This is a genomic window from Kribbella sp. NPDC043289, from assembly GCF_056436705.1.
In genome coordinates this window covers 311305-330767 of the sequence record NZ_JBWKCB010000001.1, presented here as the reverse complement: position 1 = coordinate 330767, position 19463 = coordinate 311305, and the positions used below count along the sequence as shown (strand labels likewise).

At 69.2% G+C, this 19463-nt stretch carries 20 protein-coding genes; 8 read left to right on the top strand and 12 right to left on the bottom strand.

Annotated elements, in window-relative coordinates; genetic code table 11:
- Positions 1-79 precede the first annotated feature (79 nt).
- The 5 genes from AC0662_RS01565 to AC0662_RS01545 all read left to right on the top strand — a co-directional run bounded on the left by AC0662_RS01565 (position 80) and on the right by AC0662_RS01545 (position 4221).
- The gene (locus AC0662_RS01565) at positions 80-757 is read left to right on the top strand and encodes a response regulator transcription factor (RefSeq protein WP_452195884.1); all 678 of its coding nucleotides are present in this window, start codon (positions 80-82) and stop codon (positions 755-757) included.
- Positions 758-828: 71 nt separating this feature from the next.
- The gene (locus tag AC0662_RS01560; protein ID WP_452195883.1) at positions 829-1479 is read left to right on the top strand and encodes a phosphatase PAP2 family protein; all 651 of its coding nucleotides are present in this window, start codon (positions 829-831) and stop codon (positions 1477-1479) included.
- Between the two features lie 38 nt (positions 1480-1517).
- Positions 1518-2306 (top strand): alpha/beta fold hydrolase, encoded by a 789-nt coding sequence (locus AC0662_RS01555; RefSeq protein ID WP_478297764.1) that lies wholly within the window; start codon positions 1518-1520, stop codon positions 2304-2306.
- A 154-nt stretch (positions 2307-2460) separates the two neighbouring features.
- On the top strand, positions 2461-3213 hold the full coding sequence (locus AC0662_RS01550) for an alkaline phosphatase family protein (protein WP_478297762.1): 753 nt from the start codon (positions 2461-2463) through the stop codon (positions 3211-3213).
- A 75-nt stretch (positions 3214-3288) separates the two neighbouring features.
- Positions 3289-4221 (top strand): aldo/keto reductase, encoded by a 933-nt coding sequence (locus AC0662_RS01545; RefSeq protein ID WP_478297760.1) that lies wholly within the window; start codon positions 3289-3291, stop codon positions 4219-4221.
- Positions 4222-4305: 84 nt separating this feature from the next.
- On the opposite strand, the gene AC0662_RS01540 is transcribed toward AC0662_RS01545, so the two are convergent.
- The 11 genes from AC0662_RS01540 to AC0662_RS01490 all read right to left on the bottom strand — a co-directional run bounded on the left by AC0662_RS01540 (position 4306) and on the right by AC0662_RS01490 (position 15034).
- The gene (locus tag AC0662_RS01540) at positions 4306-5730 is read right to left on the bottom strand and encodes an LCP family protein (RefSeq protein WP_452195879.1); all 1425 of its coding nucleotides are present in this window, start codon (positions 5728-5730) and stop codon (positions 4306-4308) included.
- A gap of 365 nt (positions 5731-6095) precedes the next feature.
- Positions 6096-6707: a V-type ATP synthase subunit D gene (locus AC0662_RS01535; protein ID WP_478297757.1), complete on the bottom strand. Its 612-nt coding sequence runs from the start codon at positions 6705-6707 to the stop codon at positions 6096-6098.
- Positions 6704-8095 carry a V-type ATP synthase subunit B gene (locus AC0662_RS01530; RefSeq protein ID WP_452195877.1) on the bottom strand — a complete coding sequence of 464 codons (1392 nt, stop codon included), beginning with the start codon at positions 8093-8095 and terminating at the stop codon, positions 6704-6706. Before AC0662_RS01530 ends, AC0662_RS01535 begins: the two co-directional genes overlap by 4 nt.
- On the bottom strand, positions 8092-9819 hold the full coding sequence (locus AC0662_RS01525) for a V-type ATP synthase subunit A (RefSeq protein ID WP_452195876.1): 1728 nt from the start codon (positions 9817-9819) through the stop codon (positions 8092-8094). Before AC0662_RS01525 ends, AC0662_RS01530 begins: the two co-directional genes overlap by 4 nt.
- Positions 9807-10331, bottom strand: a complete 525-nt coding sequence (locus AC0662_RS01520) for a hypothetical protein (RefSeq protein WP_452195875.1) — start codon at positions 10329-10331, stop codon at positions 9807-9809. The genes AC0662_RS01525 and AC0662_RS01520 overlap by 13 nt, the downstream gene beginning before the upstream one ends.
- A complete protein-coding gene (locus AC0662_RS01515) occupies positions 10328-10549 on the bottom strand; it encodes a hypothetical protein (RefSeq protein WP_452195874.1) in 222 nt (73 codons plus the stop codon). Before AC0662_RS01515 ends, AC0662_RS01520 begins: the two co-directional genes overlap by 4 nt.
- Positions 10546-10929: an ATP synthase subunit C gene (locus tag AC0662_RS01510; RefSeq protein ID WP_452195873.1), complete on the bottom strand. Its 384-nt coding sequence runs from the start codon at positions 10927-10929 to the stop codon at positions 10546-10548. Before AC0662_RS01510 ends, AC0662_RS01515 begins: the two co-directional genes overlap by 4 nt.
- Positions 10926-12245 carry a V-type ATPase 116kDa subunit family protein gene (locus AC0662_RS01505; RefSeq protein WP_452195872.1) on the bottom strand — a complete coding sequence of 440 codons (1320 nt, stop codon included), beginning with the start codon at positions 12243-12245 and terminating at the stop codon, positions 10926-10928. Before AC0662_RS01505 ends, AC0662_RS01510 begins: the two co-directional genes overlap by 4 nt.
- Positions 12232-13158: a hypothetical protein gene (locus AC0662_RS01500; protein ID WP_452195871.1), complete on the bottom strand. Its 927-nt coding sequence runs from the start codon at positions 13156-13158 to the stop codon at positions 12232-12234. Before AC0662_RS01500 ends, AC0662_RS01505 begins: the two co-directional genes overlap by 14 nt.
- A complete protein-coding gene (locus tag AC0662_RS01495; protein ID WP_452195870.1) occupies positions 13155-13589 on the bottom strand; it encodes a hypothetical protein in 435 nt (144 codons plus the stop codon). The genes AC0662_RS01500 and AC0662_RS01495 overlap by 4 nt, the downstream gene beginning before the upstream one ends.
- Before the next feature lie 311 nt (positions 13590-13900).
- Complete coding sequence (locus tag AC0662_RS01490; RefSeq protein WP_478297754.1) at positions 13901-15034, bottom strand: glycosyltransferase WbsX family protein; 1134 nt, start codon at positions 15032-15034, stop codon at positions 13901-13903.
- Positions 15035-15154: 120 nt separating this feature from the next.
- Between AC0662_RS01490 and AC0662_RS01485 the strand changes: the two genes are divergently transcribed.
- From AC0662_RS01485 to AC0662_RS01475, 3 genes are all read left to right on the top strand, one after another.
- Positions 15155-16111 (top strand): AraC family transcriptional regulator, encoded by a 957-nt coding sequence (locus AC0662_RS01485; RefSeq protein WP_478297752.1) that lies wholly within the window; start codon positions 15155-15157, stop codon positions 16109-16111.
- A 196-nt stretch (positions 16112-16307) separates the two neighbouring features.
- On the top strand, positions 16308-17858 hold the full coding sequence (locus AC0662_RS01480) for an FAD-dependent oxidoreductase (protein ID WP_478297750.1): 1551 nt from the start codon (positions 16308-16310) through the stop codon (positions 17856-17858).
- On the top strand, positions 17855-19063 hold the full coding sequence (locus AC0662_RS01475) for a glycoside hydrolase 5 family protein (protein ID WP_478297748.1): 1209 nt from the start codon (positions 17855-17857) through the stop codon (positions 19061-19063). The genes AC0662_RS01480 and AC0662_RS01475 overlap by 4 nt, the downstream gene beginning before the upstream one ends.
- On the opposite strand, the gene AC0662_RS01470 is transcribed toward AC0662_RS01475, so the two are convergent.
- Positions 19017-19445 carry a hypothetical protein gene (locus tag AC0662_RS01470; RefSeq protein ID WP_478297746.1) on the bottom strand — a complete coding sequence of 143 codons (429 nt, stop codon included), beginning with the start codon at positions 19443-19445 and terminating at the stop codon, positions 19017-19019. The two genes, AC0662_RS01475 and AC0662_RS01470, sit on opposite strands and share 47 nt — an antisense overlap.
- Positions 19446-19463: the final 18 nt, after the last annotated feature.

Genomic DNA, 19463 nt, shown 5'->3' with positions numbered 1-19463 from the left:
CCGGAGCTACTCTGAGAGAAAGCTGAGTCACGCGGGCCGACTCAGGTTGCTCTCAGCTGAGGGGTCGGACACTGGAAACATGCGGGTACTGATAGTCGAGGACGAGATCCCCCTGGCCGAGACGGTCCGGCATGGGCTCACCGAGGACGGCTTCGTGGTCGAGGTCGTCCACAACGGCGTGGACGGCGTGTGGGCCGCGACCGAACACCCGTACGACGTCATCGTGCTCGACATCATGCTGCCCAAGCTCAACGGCTACAAAGTGCTCGAGCAGATCCGCGAACGCGGCGTCTGGACCCCGGTCCTGATGCTGACCGCGAAGGACGGCGACTACGACCAGACCGACGCCTTCGACCTCGGCGCCGACGACTACCTGACCAAGCCGTTCAGCTTCATGATCCTCGTCGCCCGGCTGCGGGCCCTGATCCGCCGTGGAGCGCCCGAGCGGCCGGTCGTGATGAGCGCCGGCGATCTGAGCCTGGACCCGGTTCGGCGCCGGGTCGAGCGGGCCGGCCAGGAGATCGTCCTCACCCGCCGCGAGTACGGCCTGCTCGCGTACCTGATGCGGCACCGCGGCGAGACGGTCAGCAAGGGCGAGATCCTGGAGAACGTCTGGGACCCCGCGTTCGACGGCGACCCGAACGTCGTCGAGGTCTACATCCGGTACCTCCGGCTCAAACTGGACGCGCCGTTCGAACGGAACGCGATCCAGACCGTTCGCGGCATGGGCTACCGCATCGATCCCGACGGCGGCTGATCCCTCTGGAACCGCAATCACCGCCACGTTCCGCCGAGCCGAAGGCCTTGTGGCCGCTGTCACGAAGTGTGGTGCTCGGTCTGCTGGTGGCCCTCCTCGGGGCGATCGGATTCGTCGTCCAGGCGGACGCTGTCGTCGAAGGTGACGGACTCGCTGCCTTCGACCCGCACCTGACCCAGGACTTCGTCGCGCACCGCACCGCGGGACTGAGCAAACTCGCCCAGACAATCACCTTCTTCGGCGGAGTACCGGTCCTCACCGCGATCACCGTGATCGTCGCCGGCCTGCTGAGACTCCTGACCCACCGCTGGCGATCCTCGATCATCCTCCTCGTCGGCATGAGCGGCGCCGCGCTCCTCACCACGATCATCAAACTCCTGATCGGCCGTCACCGACCCGATTCGAGCATGGTGATCGGCACCGTCAACACCGGCTTCTCCTTCCCGTCCGGCCACACGCTCAGCGGCACGACCTTCTTCCTACTGCTCGCCGGCCTGCTCTGGTACTCAGCCGCCTCCCGAGCCCTCAAGATCGCCGGTACGGCGCTCGCCGTCGTCCTGAGCATCGCGATGGGCCTCAGCCGCGTGTACCTCGGCTACCACTGGGCCACCGACGTACTCGCCGGCTGGACCCTCGCCCTCACCTGGCTCTGCCTCCTCGCCACAGCCATCCACTTCATCTCCACCCGCCAACGCAACAGCCCCCGAGCGGTCCCGCAATGACTTCCTCCGGGGGTGCGGCGGATGAAACCATGGGTGGCATGCGAGGGAGAACGGGGCATCTGGCCTGGTACCGGACCGATGAGGCGGCGGCGGACGTCGCCTTTCTGCATGGGTTCTCGGACTCGGCGGAGTGTTGGGGGCCGGTGATCCGCGCACTGCCGGGGGTGCGGACGCTCGCGATCGACGCGCGTGGGCACGGTGAGTCCGGGCTTCCTGAGGAGCCTGTGCGCTATACCGCGCACCGTGACGACGCCGCTCTCGTCCTGTCGAGCCAGCCCGGCGACGGAGACGTTGTCGTGGTCGGGCATTCGATGGGGGCGATGGCGGCCGCGTACCTGGCCGCGTCGAGGCCGGAGCTGGTGCGCGCCGTCGTACTGGAGGATCCGCCGACCGGGGCCCCGGGCAACCATCAGGACGAACCGTGGCCCGAGCCGGACTGGCTCGCCGGGCTCCGGGCCCTCGACCTTCAAGCACGTGTCGCGCGCGGACGGGCCGACGACCCCGACTGGCCCGATGACGAGCTCGAGCCGTGGGCCGTGTCGAAGGCACAGGTCAACCCGCACCTGTTCGACCTCACGTTCCAGCAACCAGTCCCGCTGAGCGAGCTGCTGGCCGCGATCACCTGCCCAGTGCTGCTGATCCACGGTGACACCGAGCGCGGCGGCCTCATCTCCCCGGAGTACGCCGACGACTGCGCGCGAGCCGCGGCCGGCGAGTTCCGTGCGGTGCAGATCGCCGGAGCCGGTCACTCGGTACGCCGCGACAACCGCCCGCGGTACCTCGCCGAACTCACCACCTTCCTCACCACCGTCGAAGCCCGCACCTGAGAGCTGCTGTCCGGTGCGCATCCTCGGTCCCGCAATCGCAGTCGCCGCGATCGTCACTGCCTGTACCCCGTCAGGCGCACCATCGAGTGCTCCGTCGACCGCACCATCGAGTGCCCCGCCCAGTGCACCGTCATCCGGTGGTGCGGCCCGAACTGTGCCGCGGCCCGAACATGTCGTGATCGTCCTGTTCGAGAACACGGGCGCCGAATCGATCCTCGGCAACAGCAAGGCGCCGTACTTCAACCAGCTCGCGTCGAGCGGAGCGAGCTTCACCAACTCGTACGCGATCGAGCACCCGAGCCAGCCGAACTACCTGGATCTGTTCTCCGGCGCGAACCAGGGTGTCACCGACGACTCCTGCCCGCACGACTTCTCGACCGACAACGAAGGCGCCGAGCTGATCGCCCAGGGCCGCACGTTCGCGGGGTACTCGGAGGACCTGCCGTCCGCGGGGTCGACGGTGTGTACGTCGGGGCGTTACGCGCGCAAGCACGTGCCGTGGGTCAACTTCACGAACGTGCCCGCGGCGGACAGCAAACCGTTCAGCGACTTCCCGACGGACTACAGCCACCTACCGACGGTGTCGTGGGTCATCCCCAACCTGTGCAACGACATGCACGACTGCTCCACCGAGACCGGCGACGGCTGGCTCAAGAGCCACCTCGACGGGTACGTCCAGTGGGCCGCGACGCACAACAGTCTGCTGATCACCACGTTCGATGAGGACGACGACAACTCCAGCGGCAACCGGATCGCGACGATCGTCGACGGCCAGCAGGTCAAGCCGGGCAGCTACGACGAACGGATCGACCACTTCCGCGTCCTGCGCACCGTCGAGGACATGTACGGCCTGCCGCACGCCGGCGCCGCGGCGAACGCGGCACCGATCACCGACACCTGGAAGTGACCACCCGGCCGGGGCTCCGGTGGTGGGCACGTAGGCTCGCTCCGTCATCGGTACCCGACCTGGTAAGGACCCTCGATGAAGACTGTGCCTCTCGGCGCCACCGACCTCGCCGTCCCGAACGTGACCCTCGGGCTGATGCGGATCGGGAGCAAGACCGACGACGAGATCCGTACCCTCGTGCGGACCGCGCGCGACGCCGGCATCGACTTCTTCGACCACGCCGCCGTGTACGGTCCTGGGCTGCACGGCGCCGAGCAGCGGTTCGCGGAGGCGCTCAAGCTGACGGCGTCCGAGCGCGCCGAGATCACGCTCCAGACCAAGGCAGGCATCGTCCCGGACGCCGGGTACGACTCCTCCTACGAGCACATCGTCGGCTCCGTCGACGACTCGTTGCGGGCGCTGAACACCGACTACCTCGACGTACTCCTGATCCACCGTCCCGATGCGCTCGTCGAGCCCGCCGAGGTCGCGCGCGCCTTCGACGACCTGGAGGCGGCCGGAAAGGTCCGCGCCTTCGGGGTTTCCAACCACACGCCGCTGCAAATCGAGCTGCTGAAGACCGCCGTACGGCAGCCGCTCGTGGCCAACCAACTGCAGCTGTCCGTCACGCACGCTCCGATCGTCGCGCAGGGCGTCGCCGCGAACATGGCCGGCCTCGACCAGGCCGTCGTGGTGGACGGCGGCGGTGTCCTCGACTACTGCCGCATCAACCGCATCACGGTGCAGGCGTGGTCCCCGTTCCAGGCCGGTTTCTTCACCGGCCCGTTCCTCGACTCCCCGGAGTACCCGGAGCTGAACGCCGTGATCGATCGCCTCGCCGAGCAGTACGACGTACCGCCGATCGCGATCGCCACCGCCTGGATCACGCGGCACCCGGCCCAGATGCAGGTCGTCCTCGGCACCACGACCCCCGAGCGCGTCGCCGGCGCCGCACAGGGCTCCGACGTCCCGCTCACCCGCTTGGAGTGGTACGAACTCTTCCGCACCGCGGGCCACCGCGTGCCCTGACGGCTCGGCGACCCGTTCTCGATCGTGACCTGCCCGACCGGAGGCAGCACGCCAACAGCGCGGTAGTCACCCGGATCACGGCGGCTACGAGCGCCTGTTCCCCGGATGGTAGGCACACGCGTCGTCGAGGTTCTGCGCTGTGTGCGGGGTCACAGCCGGGTTCGCCCGTGACGGCTTCCTGGCGGTGTGCGGGGTGATCGCCTGCTGGATGAGCTTGCGGATCGCCGCGTAGTCAGGGTTCCGGCCGGTCGGGAAGTTCTTGTTCGGGTCCAGGTTCACGGTCGACACACCCGCGGACTTCACCTTGAGAGCCAGCTGAACGAACGCCGGCAGCAACTCCTGCGGTATGTCGGTGCGCAACATCTGCCGGCTCGCCGCAGCAATCTGCTGGTACTGCGTCACGAGGGTCCCCGGGCTCACGCTGCTCACCAGCGCGCGGACCGTGCAGCGCTGCCGCTCCTGCCGGGACGCGTCGTCGAGCCCGTACCGACCGCGAGCGAACCACAGCGCGTGGTAGCCGTCGAGGTGCTGGTTCGCTCCCGGCTCGATGTAACCCGACGGCTTCTTCGGCGCGTTCGCGCCCGGCCCGATCCCGTACTCGCCGCCGATCGGCACCGGGTAGTTCACGTTCACCGTGATCCCGCCGACCGCGTCGACGATCCGCTGGAAGCCGGCCAGGTTCACCTGCATGTAGTACTGGACGTCCAGCCCGAGCGCCGCGCCAGCAGCCAGCTTGACCGCGTCCGCGCCCTCGTTGTCGGTCTGACCGAGAAGACCTGGGTACTGCTTCGGAATCGTGTCGTACATCGCGTCGAGGTAGTACTGCGGCTGCTCGACATCGCCCAGGTTCGGGTCCCAGAACCCGTCGGGGTACTTCCGGTGCAGTGGCGAGCTCTTCGGGAACGGCATCCGCATCCAGTTCCGGCTCAGCGAGATCAGCTTCGTGGCGCCGGTGTGGGTGTCGATCGAGGCAACCATCACGGTGTCGGTGCGGGTCCCGGTCCGGCCCGCGCCGTTGTCGGCGCCGAGCAGCAGGATGTTCAGCCGCGGCGTGTCCGCCCACGGATCCTTGGTGTTCACCGCCGGCCGGGTCGCCGACCTCGAACTGCCTTCGGACTGGAACACGCTGCCCACCAGATCGCGCTGCGCCATCACGGTCTGTACCGCGAGCGTCGACGGTACGCCGATCGCGAAACAGATCAACCCGACGAACGCCGACCCGACCAACCGCTTCGGCACCGAAGACGACAGTGGCCGCAAGAGCTTGTGCGAGGCCACGACAACCCAGATCCACCCGACAGCGAGCGCCAGGACGACACCGGTTGCCACCAGCAACCGATTCGGATCAACCGCCCACTCCAGCACCAGATCACGCCGGACGAACACGACGTACGCACCAAACCCAACCAGCCCGGCCGCCAACGCCATCACCAACGCACCGAGCCGCCGCCGGCCACCGATGACGAAGCCCAGACCGGGCACCAACGCGGCCAGCAGTGTCTCGCCCATCGCCCGGGTCGTAGTCCGAGCCCGATGCGAGTGACGCGCAGCTCCCCCGATCCCGGGCGCGCCGCGCTGACCGGTCGGCTCCACACCCTGCCCCATCGCGGCCACCCCCACTCCGACACGCAATCAAACCCGCGACGCCCAGATGACGCCCAGGACCTCCGGACGGTTGTCACGAATCATCACACTCACGCACAGCGTTCACTGCGATACAGCCTTCGCCTCCGGCATGACCAATCTGCCATCGGGTGCCGCCCTACGACTGCGTCGGCCCGTACGTACATGAACGACCGCACCAGCCGCCGCTGACCCACGATCACCGCGGTGATCCGGCCGTCCACAGGCGACCCGCCGCTGGGACCGGTGCTTCATGAGTCCTCCGAACCCCCGCTGTGACGAGCCGCCCAACGAAGCCGCACGTTCTCCTCGCGCTCCGACTCGTCGAGGCGCTGCGCCAGCTCTGCCAGGCGCCGTTCGAGCTTCGGGATCCAGCGCAGTTGGAGGGCTCGCTGTTGCTGGCGGGTGAGCGCCAGTTCGGCCGCCACCAGCGCGACGGCGCGTCGGGCGGCCGCGAGCCGGACCGCCGCGGCGAGCGCCGTACGGTGCGCTCGCATGGCGAAGACCAGGGCTGAACCTCCTACCACTGCAGGCTCGGGCCCGAACTCGACCTCCGCGCTGGTCGGATGCCGCACGCCCATGGTCACGTCGTACCCGACGACGACCTCAGTAGTTGCTCCCGGTCCCGAGTCGAGCAATGCCCGCTGACCGTCCAGAGAACTGCTGCGGCGCAGCCACATCGTCGCCACCTGATCTGCCTGCTCGAAGGCTTCTCCGGCTCGTCCGGCGGCCAGTTCGAGCCGCTCGCACTCGCCCGCCAGAGCGCGCTGCTTGCGGTCCAGCAGCTCGACCGCCCGCCGGGCTGTCGCGAGCCGGCCCGTCAGGGCCAGCCGGCCGGCACGTCCCGTCGTCGGTCCGGTCATCCCGCGCCATCCGGAAGGTGCTCGGCCAGCATCGCGCCGGACACCATGGTCAGCTCACGACGAGGCAGTACGGAGACCGCGCGCCAGAGCCGATCCAGCGTGTCGTCGAGCCCACGAGACTCGTTCGGGCGCTGCCGGAGCAACGAATCCTCCAGCGCCGTCGCATAGGCGAGGTATCCGCGATCGGTGTCGCTCAGCGCACCGGCACCGATCAGATCCGCCAGTTCGGCGGCCTGCCGGGCTCGGGCCAGCGCCGCGATCGCCTGGGCGGCGATCTCGAGGTGATCGTCCCGGGTCCGTCCGGGGCCGGCACCGTGGCGCATCAGGCGGGACAACGAGCCCAGTACGTCGAGCGGCGGGTACAGACCGCGGGCATTCAGATCCGCCGCCAGTACCACCTGGCCCTCCGTGATGTACCCGGTCAGATCCGGCACCGGATGCGTGATGTCGCCGGCCGGCATCGTGAGCACCGGCATGATCGTCACGGATCCAGGTCGCCCGCGGATCCGGCCGCACCGCTCGTACAACGACGCCAGATCGCTGTACAGATACCCCGGGTACGCCCGCCGGGCAGGGATCTCCTGGCGTGCTGCCGCGACCTCGCGGACCGCTTCGCAGTAGCTGGTCATGTCACACATGACGACCAGGACATGGCTGCCTTCGACGAAGGCCAGATGCTCGGCGACGGTGAGTGCGATCCGTGGCGTCAGCAGTCGCTCGATCACCGGGTCGTTCGCACTGTTCAGCACCATGACGAGCTCACCCGCGGCCGCCCGCTCCTCCAGTGCCGCACGGACGAAGTCGATGTCGGCGTGCGGCAGCCCCATCGCTGCGAAGACCACCACGAACGGATCGCCCCCGACCGCGGCCTGGGCCGCGACCTGCGTCGCGAGCTCGAGGTGTGGCAGTCCCGGCACGGAGAAGATCGGCAGCTTCTGCCCGCGAACGACCGTGGTCAGCGCATCGATGCCGGACACCCCCGTGAGCACGGGTTCCCGCGGTGATTCGCGCTCGACCGGATTGAGCGGCCACCCGTTCACCGCGGCCAGTGCCGCGCCGAGGATCGGAGGCCCTCCGTCGAGCGGTTCGCCCCGGCCGTCGCAGGTCCGGCCGAGCCAGCCCTGCCCGAGCGGAATCCGGAAGGGGCTGCCGCTGAAACGGACCCGGACCGCACCCGGACGCAGACCGACCGTCCCTTCCAGCACCTGCAGTACGGCGAGATCGTCAGCGATCTCCAGGACCACACCGTGCCGCTCGGTGCCGTTGTCGACACCGTCATCGATCCTGACCACGGCGGACTCGTCCCACCCCACACCACGGACCCCACTCACCACCAGCAGCGATCCGTGCAGCGACCGAACCGCGCCGTACTCGACCTGCGCGCTCATGCCAACGCCTCCAACGCGGCCATCAGCGCCGTCCGGCGACCGTCCAGGTCAGCCGGCGCCGGTGCTTCCTCGCGCGCCCGGATCAGTGGCCCCCAGTCGAACTCCTCCAGTTCGGCCGCGGCCACTCCGCGGTCGATCAACGTCATACAACGGTCGATGACGTCGAGAACGCATTGCAGCAAGGCGGATCCACGGTCGGCCGAACAACTCGCATCGATCGGGCTCAGCGCACTCTGGGCCAGGACAGCGTCTCTGAGCAGCCGGCCGCCGAGGATCGTCATCCGTTCCCGCCCGGGCAGTGTCCTGGTACCGACGATCTCAGCGAGTTCGGCGAGTCGCGCGGCCTCGGCCAGGACCTGCATCGCCCGGGCTCGTCGCGAAGTCCAGCCCTGGTTGCCATGACCGGCCTGCCACGCACCCACGGCGGCGGCGTCGTGGGAGTACGACGCCGACCAACTGACGGCGGGGTAGTGCCGGGAGTAGGCAAGATCACGGTCCAGCGACCAGACACCGCGGACGAAGCGCTGAGTCGCGGTCGTGACCGGTTCCGTCAGGTCCCCGCCGGGCGGGGAAACCGCACCGACCACCGTGACCGCCGCGACCAGGCCACCCTCGGTATGCACCCGGCCTGCCCGCTCGTAGAAGGCGGCAAGCGACGACGACAGATCGGCCGGATAGCCCTCCTCGGCAGGCAACGCCCCCGTGCGCGAGGCGAACTCCCGCAGCGCCTCCGCCCACCGCGACGTCGAATCGGCCACCACGACGACGTGATAGCCCATGTCCCGGTAGTACTCCGCGACGGTGATCGCAGTGAAGACACTCGCCTCGCGCGCCATCATCGGCATGTTGGAGGTGTTCGCGAGAATCACTGTGCGGTCGATCATGCGGCCGCCGGTGCGGGGATCGGCGAGCTCGGCCAACTCACCGAGCACGTCGGCCATCTCGTTGCCTCGCTCACCACAGCCCACATAAACGATCACGTCGGCGTCGCACCACTTCGTGATTTGCTGGAGGAGCACGGTCTTGCCGGTGCCGAAGCCGCCCGGCACGGCGGTGGCCGACCCCGCACCGATCGGGAACATCAGATCCAGTACCCGCTGACCGGTGTGCAACGGGACCAGCGTCTCCTCGCGGGCCGCGAACGGCCTGGCCTGCCGAACCGGCCACTGCTCGAACAATCCGACCTCGACGTCGCCGACGCGGGCAACCGCGTCGTCGTTGCGGACCTTGCCCGCCGCCGCGACGAACCGCAGTTCGCCACGCACCCCGGGTGGCACCAGGACGCGATGTTCAACCGCACCCGCCCCGCTCACCACACCGAACACGGCGCCCGGTCCGAGCGCGCACCCCGGCTCCGCAGCAGGCTCGAAGTGCCAGCCGTCGGCCGCCGAGGCGTCCGGCTCAAGGGTCTGTGGCGACAACCATGTCGGAGCAGTCGACAGCGGACGCAGCAGTCCGTCGAAGACCCGCCCGAGCAGGCCCGGCCCGAGGCGCGCCGACAAGGGGCGCTCGGTCCGGCGAACCACGTCACCGACCGTCAGGCCGCCGGTGTACTCGAAGGCCTGCAGGGTGACCGTCGCACCGTCGATCGCCACCACCTCGGCCGGGATCCGGCGTTCGCCGAGCTCGAGCACCTCGTACATCGAGGCCCCCGGTACGTCGTTCGCCTCGACCAGTGGACCGTTGACCCGGCGGATCCGGCCGGTTGCCGTCAGGGCGTCCACAGGTCGGCCATCTCCGCCCCGGATCGGTTCAGTGCGCGATCGGCCAGCGTCGGCAGGCTCAGGTCGAGTCGCTCGGACCTCGCCGACGCCAGCACCCCTCCCGCAGACGCCTCGCCGACCGTGGCGGCCGGGCCGAGCTGGGTCCGGGCCCGGTTGGCCAGTCGCCGACGGAGTACGTCGTACTCGGGGTGATCGACCAGCGCCGCCGCGGCCGCCCGGCACCGGCGGCGCAGCTCGTCGTACAGTTCACGCTGCACCGACAGCACCGCCTGCCGCGCCTCCCGCCGGCGCTGCCTCATCCGCGTCGCGAGGACCGCCGTCGCGTCGTCCTCCCCCGCTCTGCGGGCGGCAGCGACGAGCTCATCGGCCGTACGACGTGCTTCGTCGAGCAACGCGTCTCGCTGCAAGTCCGCATCACGCGCCACGGTGGCTGCATCGGCGCGCGCCGTCAACAGCAACCCTCGCCGCACCGGTTCGAGCGCCGTGTCAGCAGGCGGCGGCAACCGGCTCACGACGGCAGCACCACCGTGAGCACGGTCGCAGACTCCAGCGAACCTGGGTCCAAGGCCTCCGCCGCGGCGGGAGTGAGCAGGACGATGCCGATCTCCGCGGGCAGCTCGTGCCACAGCCGCCGTACCTCGGCCTCCGTAGTTGCCGGCAGCAACCGTGCGCCCGCCAGACCGTAGCCCGCCGTGCGCACCGGCTCGCCCAGCACCCCGACCCGGGTCATCGCGCCTGCCCCACCAGGATGATGGCGACGATCAGCCCATAGATCGCGATCCCCTCGGCCAGGCCGACCACGACCATCGCGCGACCGAACAGCTCCGGCCGTTCGCTCATCGCGGCCAGTGCGGCGGCACCGGTGTAGGCGACCGCGACCCCTGCCCCGATGGCCGATCCGGCCATCGCGATCGACGCACCGATCAACGCGGACCCGTTGGTCGCGGCAGCCTGGGTGGCGGCGGCCGTCGCCGCGGGCCGACCGGCCGCGAAGCCCCCGTCGGCGGTCACAATGGCGATCAGCACGGCGACAGCCACGCTCAGCAGCGCGACGTTCAGCACGGCCAGCAGGATCGCCGCCCGGGGATGCCGCCGAAGGAACTCCCTCACGATGTCACCTCCAGATCGTCCGCGGGCAATCGCCACGGCCGGAACGGACGCCCGTCCACGTCGAAGACGCGGGAGAACAGTTCGTAGTACTCGAGTCGAAGAGCCTGTATGCCGGCCACCAGCGCCTCCAGCGCGAACGCGACGCCGGTGCCCACGACCAGCACGAGACCCGCGCCGACGCGTCCCGACGCAGAGCCGGTCTGCCACAACGCCACGGATCCTGCCCAGACGATCGCGCCGAGCGCCGCGTGCGTGAGGCCGAACGCGGCCAGCCGGGCGAAGGAGACGACGTTCGAGCTGAGCCGGACGACGACGTCGAACAGTTCCACCGCGGCCTGCGCGACACCAGCGCCGCCACCGCCCGCGGCGGTCAGGAGTCCGATGAAGGTGAGCGCCAGGCCGGCGACCGCGATCACAACGGCCCCGATCAGCACCCCGGCGTTGTCGAAGTAGACACCGCCGACCACGCCACCCAAGGCGAGAAAGAGCAATGCTCCGGCGATCCCGGTCCGGGCGTAGAGCGCGAAACCCCATCCGCCTTCGCGGAAGCGGTTGACGATGCCCAGCGCGTACGCGCCGGCCAGCAGGATCGCGCCGACTCCGATCGCGGTCAGCAGCAGCGGGACGATGTCGTCGACCGGAGACAGCCAGACGACCGGTACCAACCCGGTCGGTCCGAACATCTCGCCGTACAGCACACCGAAGAAGATGCTGGCGGCACCGGCGCCGGCCACGAACGGCCAGGCCGGCCGGACCTTGGCGAGCCGGGCGAAGCGGCCGCTGCGGAGGATCGCGGCACCGAGGAGCAGGAGCAGGCCGTGACCGACGTCGCCGAACATCATCCCGAACATCACCACGTAGGCGAGTCCGGCCACCAGCGCCGGGTCGACATCGGCGTACGGGACCGTGGTGTAGGTCCGCACGAGCACCTCGAACGACTGCCCGCGGCCCTGCTGCCGCAGCAACGTCGGCGGCTGGACGCCGGGGGGCGACGGAAGTGGTACGGCGGCGCCGCCGACGGGCGCCAGGACCTGACTCACCTGCGGCAGTGCCGCCGCGGGAGCCCAGCCCAGTAGCGCTGTCACCGGTCCGTGATCGACCGCCTGTGCGGAGCGCCGCCGCAGTTCCAGTTCACGTGCCGACCACTCAGGCCGGCGGTCCGCGACGACGGCGGTCTCGATGTCGGAGGGAACCGGATCCAGCTCGACGACGCCGGTCGAGCTCAGGCGGTCGAGCAACTCGCGCAGATGCTCGATCTGTACGACCATCGCGATCCGCTGCATCCGTACCGGACGGACGGCGTCACGCCACGACACCGAGCACCTCCCCCGGACCGGTGCCGTTCGACGCGTCACCGAGCGCGACTCGCACCCGCCAGCCGTCGACGGCCAGGACCGCCACGGCCCCGACGAACGGGTCCGTCCCAGGCGTCCCGTGCCGTAGGAGGCGGAAGCCGTCCGACTCGATCCGGGCGGTCAGACCGGCTTCGGCCCGCCAGAGACCGGCCGGTTCGCCGACCCCGTCGAGGATCCACCGACCTGCCACCGGAACCGCAGCTCGGAGGCTGTCCACGGATCGTGCCCGCACCCAGTCCGAGCCGATCAGCGGAGCCGCCGCCGCTACCATCCGGCCGGTCGGCCCGCTAGTTGTCGCCAGCATTTGCTTGGCGACCAGGAGGACCGCCGCACCTGTCGCCCACTCGACCGCGGCCGGGGCCTCGGTCGCGACCATGCGTAGCCAGCGCAGCAACAGGACGTCGTGCAGGGCCTCCGGGGACGCGTCGCCGGGATCGCCCCACGGCGAGGCCGCCAGAGCAGCGCGAAGGCCCGGTCCTGACGTCGTCGCCCCGATTCTCGGCCAGGACATGGCCAGGCTGCCGAGCTCGTAGTACATCCTGCGCGGCCCAGGCTCGGCCAACGCCCGAGCGTGCGTGACGATGTTGGCCAGCTCGTACCGGCCGGCGAGTACCCGGGCCAGGCCGACCGCCGAGCTGGGAAGCCAGCCGGACAGCACCCGCAACTGCCACAACTCCGCGGCCTCGACGAGCCACTCGGCGTCCGCCAGGCTCGTTCCGGGCCGGGCCGCCCGGGCGTACGCCGTACCGCTGAGCCGCCCGAGGGCGTCAGCGAGGCCAGGGGCGAGTGCGAGCTCGCGGGCCGCGCCCGCCCCGACGCGGCGGCGGGCCATGGCCTTCACCCGAACGGTCGCCGCCACCCAGCCCGCGCTCACAGGTCGGCTCCAGCCTCAGCCCGAAGCCGATCCAGCACAAGGTCCACCAGCCCGTCCATCCGCTGCCTCGCACTGACCCTGAGACGAGTGACTTCCGCTGTCGCCGTAGCCAGCGTTTGCTCCACTGCGGCGTCGCCACGGGCTGTCACCGCAGCGGCGGCCTCCGCCTGCTCGCCGACCGCCCGGGCCCGCGCGTCTGCCACCAGTCCGGCAGCGTCGACCTGCGCGGCGACGACCGTCTCAGCCGCTCGTTGTGTCACGCGTGTACGCAGTTCGTCGCACTCGGCGATCACACCGTCGAGCGCCTCGAACACCGCGACGAGCTCGGCCGGAACCCCACCGCGACCATCGACCGGTACGCCGACCGGCCCGGCGCCTCCTGGTGTGCCCACAGGGCGGAAGCGGTGCAGACGATCCAGCAGCGTACTCACCGGAACCCCCTCCCGGCCACCCGAACGGTGCACACACCTTCATCGTGACCCCACGGTCCCGCCCACCCCAGGGCCCAAGGTCCTGTCCGGCCGGACAACCGACCTACCGCCTCCCGGCGGCCGCGGCGAGCGACGTCTGGCCGGATCGAGTCGACGTCCCACACGTCGGCTCCCGTGCTGCCGGTTCTGCAGCCGTTCTTCGTACTCCTTGCGCATCAGGTCGCCGCCGCTGCTGCGCCATGTCTTCACCAGGGTGTCGAGCGCGGTGTGCCGGCGGGATCAGCCGGTGTACGGCAACAGCTCTCGAGCCATCAGCCCTTGGCTCCGAAGACCCGGCGAATCTGCTCGAGGTGTCCGTGGCGATGCAGGGTGTCCGGCTCCAAGTAGCTGCCCTCGGTCCACTCGTTCCACGCGTTGATGGTGACGAGCGGAACGTTGGTCTCGTCAACGAATGCGCGAACCTGTTCCAGCGCGCGGCCGAACTCCTCCGGCGTCGCGTCGGAGATGATGTTCGTGTGCGGGTAGCCGAACGCGGGGTTGAGCTTGTCGGACTGCACAGTGCGCGGTGACGAGTCCCAGCCGACCGTGATGTTCGGGTAGTACGGCTGGTCGTACTCGGCGGCGTACCGCTTCCAACCGTCCGCGGCCTGCTCGCGCATGTCGGCGTACGGCGTGAGCAGGGTCGGCATCGGGTGGTGGTGCACCCAGACGTACGACGTGACGCTGTCGAAGCCGAGGCGGCTGATCAAGGTCGGGCCGTCGAACGCGATGCCGTCGGCCGGAAGCACTTGCCGCTCCCGGATGACGGCGTTCAGGTGGATGTCGGGGAACCCCGCCCGCGCGGCACGTTCGCGCAGACCGTCGAGCGCGGCCTTGGCCTCGTCGACGCCGCCGAGCCCGTCGATGAGGGTCGCCAGCTCGTAGATCGACAGGTACGGGGCGCCGTCGATCCGCAGGTACGCCGGATGCCCGAAGTACCGCTCGATGATGTAGTCGGTGGCTGCTTCGAACTGCTCAGCGTCGACAGTGCCGGACTCCAGGTGGGTCGCCGGCGTGGCGGACTTCCACGGATGGATGTTGCTCCAGTGATGGTTGGCCCACATGACGGCGAACTTCATGTCGTACGCCGCCGCGTTCGGCATGAACGCCGCCTCGAGCGGGCGCTCGAGGTACGGGCGGCCGCTGTACCAGTACCAGTCGAAGAGGAACGCGTCGACACCGTGCTCGGTCGCCATCGCGATCTTGCCCGCCATCACCTCCGGATCCGCCTCGTCCAGGTAGCCGTCCAGCGGAACGCGCGGCTGCAGATGCCCCTCGAACCGGGACTCGGCGCGCTTCACCAGCTCCCATTCGGTCCACCCTTCGCCGTGCCACTGTTCGTTGCGCGGGTCAACGTGGAAGTTGGGGAAGTAGTACGCCGCGATCGCGACGTCGCGTTGGGACATAGGTGCACTCCTCGTCGGGAATCAGCGGATCTCGTGCTCTGTCAGAGTTGCTGACGATGTGATGTTATTGACGGCCAAGTCGGCGCGCCTTCGGTCAGATTGAGGGAAAGTAGGACAAAAGTGGCCAGCAGCCGCAACAAGCCTCGCTACGAGCGAGCCGCCGTGTTCAATCCGGACGGCCTCCCGGTGTGGGCGGACCGGCATCGGATGCCGGCGGACGTCGCGGCGCACGACCACGACTTCTTCGAGATCGCACTCGTCACCCAGGGCCGCGGAGTCCACATCGCGGCCGACGGCGACCACCCGATCGGGCCCGGTAGCGTCATCGTCGTACCGCCGAGCCAGTGGCACGGGTACGCGCAGTGCGAGGACCTCGTGGTCTTCGACAGCTTCGTCGCGCCCGAGCTGATCGACGGGACGCTGTCGTTCCTGGACGCCGAGCTGCCGCTGATGCAGACCGTGCACAAAGCGAGCCTCCCGTTGCCACAACGCGTCGAGCTGGGCCGGTACGACATGAGCCTCGCGATCGCCGAGCTGCACAGCATCAGCAACACGACCCACGGACGGCGTTCCCGCATCGAGCTCGTCGGCCACCTGCTGATCTATCTCGACATCCTGAACCGCTCCTGGTCGCCAGAGCAGGCGATCCATCGCCGGTCGATCGCCCCGCCGCACCCGGCGGTGTCCCGCGCCGCCCAGCTGATGGACGACGATCCCGGCCGGTCCTGGACGCTGGCACAGCTCGCCGCCGCCACCACCACCGAACGGACCCACCTCGTCCGCCTGTTCCAGCGCGAGCTCGGCGCTCCCCCGATCGCGTACCTCAATCGGCTGCGAGCGCAGGCGGCCGCCCGGATTCTGGTGCAGACCGACGAACCGGTCGCTCAGATCGGCGCCCGCGTCGGTTGGGAGGACGCGGGGTACTTCGCCCGTCGGTTCAAGAACGCTTACGGCCTCAGCCCGTCCGCCTACCGCAACCGGGCCCGGACCGGCGAGGCGCGGTACCACAGCTCCGCCGAAGCCCAGCCGGCGCTTCCGGTGAGTGGCGCCCGCTTCAACGCGCAGGTCGTCGACTGACCGACGCCGGCGCGATCAGTGCCGTTCAACTTCGTCCAACAAACCGTCAACCGGAGCGAAGGCGCATCCGGCAATGGCACGCAATGATGAGCGAGCAGTGTAGGTAACCGTCCAGCGTCGGTACGGCAAGAAAGTACATGCAGACGTTCAGATTGGCTATCCCACGCGACGCAGGCACCGCGGCAGAGTGCATGGCATGGTCGATGTCTGTGTGTATGGCGGCACCCCCGCGGGCTGTGTCGCGGCGATGACCGCGCATCAGGAAGGTGCGTCCGTCGTCATGATCGAGCCGGGCCGATGGCTCGGCGGGATGCTCAGCGCGGGGATCAAACCCCGGCAGGACTGCCCGATTCCGGCCGCGGTCGGCGGCCTGACGAAGGACGCTGTCTTCGGCTTCGGCGAGCACCCGCACGACGTACTGCGTGCCTTCCATCAATGGATCGCCGATGCGGGGATCGAGGTGTACTTCGAGCGCCGCGTCCGCTCCGTCACCCGCGAAGGTCACCGCATCACGGCGGTGCACCTGGAGACCTCGACTCCCGACGAGTGGGGTGTCCCACTGCCGGCCGGCGGGTCGGTGCCGGACATCGACGTACGGGCGGAGGTTTTCATCGACGCGTCGTACGAAGGTGACCTCATGGCGTTGGCCGGGGTCCCCTACAGCATCGGGCGCGAGTCGCGGGACGAGTTCGGCGAAGAAATCGCAGGTGTCCAGCCGGTGACCAACTGGACGTCGATCGATCCATACGTCGTCCCCGGAGACAGCACCAGCGGTCTGCTGCCCCTGCTCGACGCGGATCATGGCCGCCCTCGCGGCGCGGCGGACGAGTACGCCCAGGCCTACAACTTCCGTTTCTATGTGACGACCGACGCCGCGTCGCGCAAGGAGATCACTCCGCCCGACGACTACTCGCCTGCTGACTACGAGCTGGTACGGCGGTACGTCACCCACCTCGGCGCCGACCTCGACGCGCTCCGCGGGATCTTCCCCGGCTGGCTCAACTCGGGTGAGTACAACTACCAGCGGGGCTCCCTGATCACCAACGCCCCGGTCGGTGTGAGTCGCGAGTACCAGGACGGCGATTGGGACACCCGTTCGCGAGTCTGGCGTGACCACATCGACTACCTGCGCGGCCTCCACCACTTCCTGTCGACGGATCCCGCCGTACCCGCGGACTTCCGCGCCGAGACCGCGGCGTACGGAATGGACGCGAGTGTCTTCCCCGACACCGACGGGTGGCCACCGCAGCTGTACGTCCGGGTTTCACGCCGGCTCGACGGCGAATACACCGTCACCCATGCAGACGTCGCCAACCTGGCCGAACCAGCCGACAGCATCGGACTGGCGTTGTTCGGAGTCGACGTCTATCCGGTACGACGAATCGCACACCGCGACCCCGCCACCGGGCAGGTCGGCGTGGCGACCGAGGGCGACATGTTCATCGGCGGCCATCTCGGAACCGGCCGTCCCTATCCGATCCCCTACCGGGCCATCACGCCGAAGCCCACCGACTGCGGCAACCTGCTGATCCCGGTCTGCCTCTCCGCCACCCACATCGGGTACGCCGCGACGCGGATGGAGCCCGTGTTCTGTGTGCTGGCCGAGTCCGCGGCCGTCGCCGCCGTGCAATCACTCCGGGCGCGAACCGACGTACAAGACATCGACATCCCAACCTTGCGGGCCAGACTCACCGAGCGCGGCCAGGTCCTCGCGTGGAAACCCGGCAACCCCGAGGAGTCCCAATGACCGCCTATCAGAGAGACTGGATGATGATCGACCTGGACCGCACGGCCTTTGGCGTCAACTACGTACCGCGGCAGCAGTGGTGGAATGCGTGGCTCGACTTCGACGAGCGTTCGATCGCCGAGGACCTCGCCGCGATCGCCGGGCTCGGCTGCGATCACGTCCGCATCCAGTGCATCTGGCCGGTCTTCCAGCCGTTCCCGACCACGGTCTCGGCGACCGCCATGTCCCGGCTGTCCATCCTGCTGGATCGTGCGGAGGAAGTCGGTCTCGATGTCTGGGTCACGGTGCTCAACGGCTTCCTCTCCGGGTGGGTGTTCCGTCCGCCGTGGCTCACCGGGAAGAACCTCTTCACCGACCCTGTGGCGGTCACAGGCGCCAGTACCTTGATCACCGCGATCACCGAGCTGGTTGGTGAGCACCCGGCGGGCGCCGGCATCGATCTCGGAAACGAGCCGAACATGCTGGTCGGGTTCGAGACCGAGACGATCACCACGGCAGACCTGGACGCCTGGGCGCGAACGCTGATCGCCGCTGCGCACTCTGCCGCGCCCGGGCTGCCGGTCGTGCTCGGAGCAGACCACCAGCCATGGACCACGTCGCAGACCGGTTTCAGTCCGGCGCTGCTCGCCAACGAGCCGGACATCACCACAGTCCACGCCTGGCCGTACTTCAGCGGCTTCCTCGGCCACTTCGGTGAGGACAACGACCTCGCCTGGTCGATCGGCTCGTACCTCGCCCACGTCGCCGCCGCACACCAGGCGACACCGAGACCGATCTGGGTGCAGGAGATCGGCGTGGCCCCCGAGTGGGTCACCGGCGTCAGTGTCGAGGACGCCACCGAACGACTGCTCCGCCACGCCGTGTCGGCCCCTGGCGTCACCGCCCTGTCCTGGTGGGCCTCGCACGACATCCGCCCCGAGTACGGCGGGTTCGCGGACCTCGAGTACGGCCTCGGGCTCCTCGACATCGACAACCACGTCAAACCCGCCGGCCACCGCTTCGCGGAGGTCGTCGCCGACCTCAGACAGGTCCCCGCACGCCGGCTGCTTGGTTCGAAGACCGTCGTACTGCGACAAGGCCGCGTCCCCGACCTCGAGTTCGCCACCGAATGGTCCCGCGCGTGGGAAGACGGACAACCTCCACGAATCGCCCTGGAGGTCAGTGCCGCGCCGGCAAGTACTGCTGAATCGACGTCGCCAAGTTGATGGCGACCTTGTCGTGAGCGGCGACGGTCGGATGCGGACCATCGGTCGTCTCCGTCGCGGTGTCCGTGATGTTTCGCTGAACCGCGCCACCATCCACCCGGTACAGCAGCCGGCAAGCACCTTCGAGCGTCAGCGAAATAGCCGTCCCGGTGAAGTCCAGTTCCAGCCCACTCTGGTAATACCCGTAGATGTCCCCGTTCGCCTGCTCCTGCCAGCGACCCTGGAACCGGATATTCCGGTCATTCATCGGCACCAGACGCTTACTGGGGATCCCAGCAGCCTCGGCCGCGCTCGACGCCCCCAAGACAATCCCGCCCGCCGCGATCGACGTGGCTTTGAGAAGCGCCCTCCGACCGATCCCGTTTCTCTGCCCAGCTTCCATTCCACGGACGGTACCGAC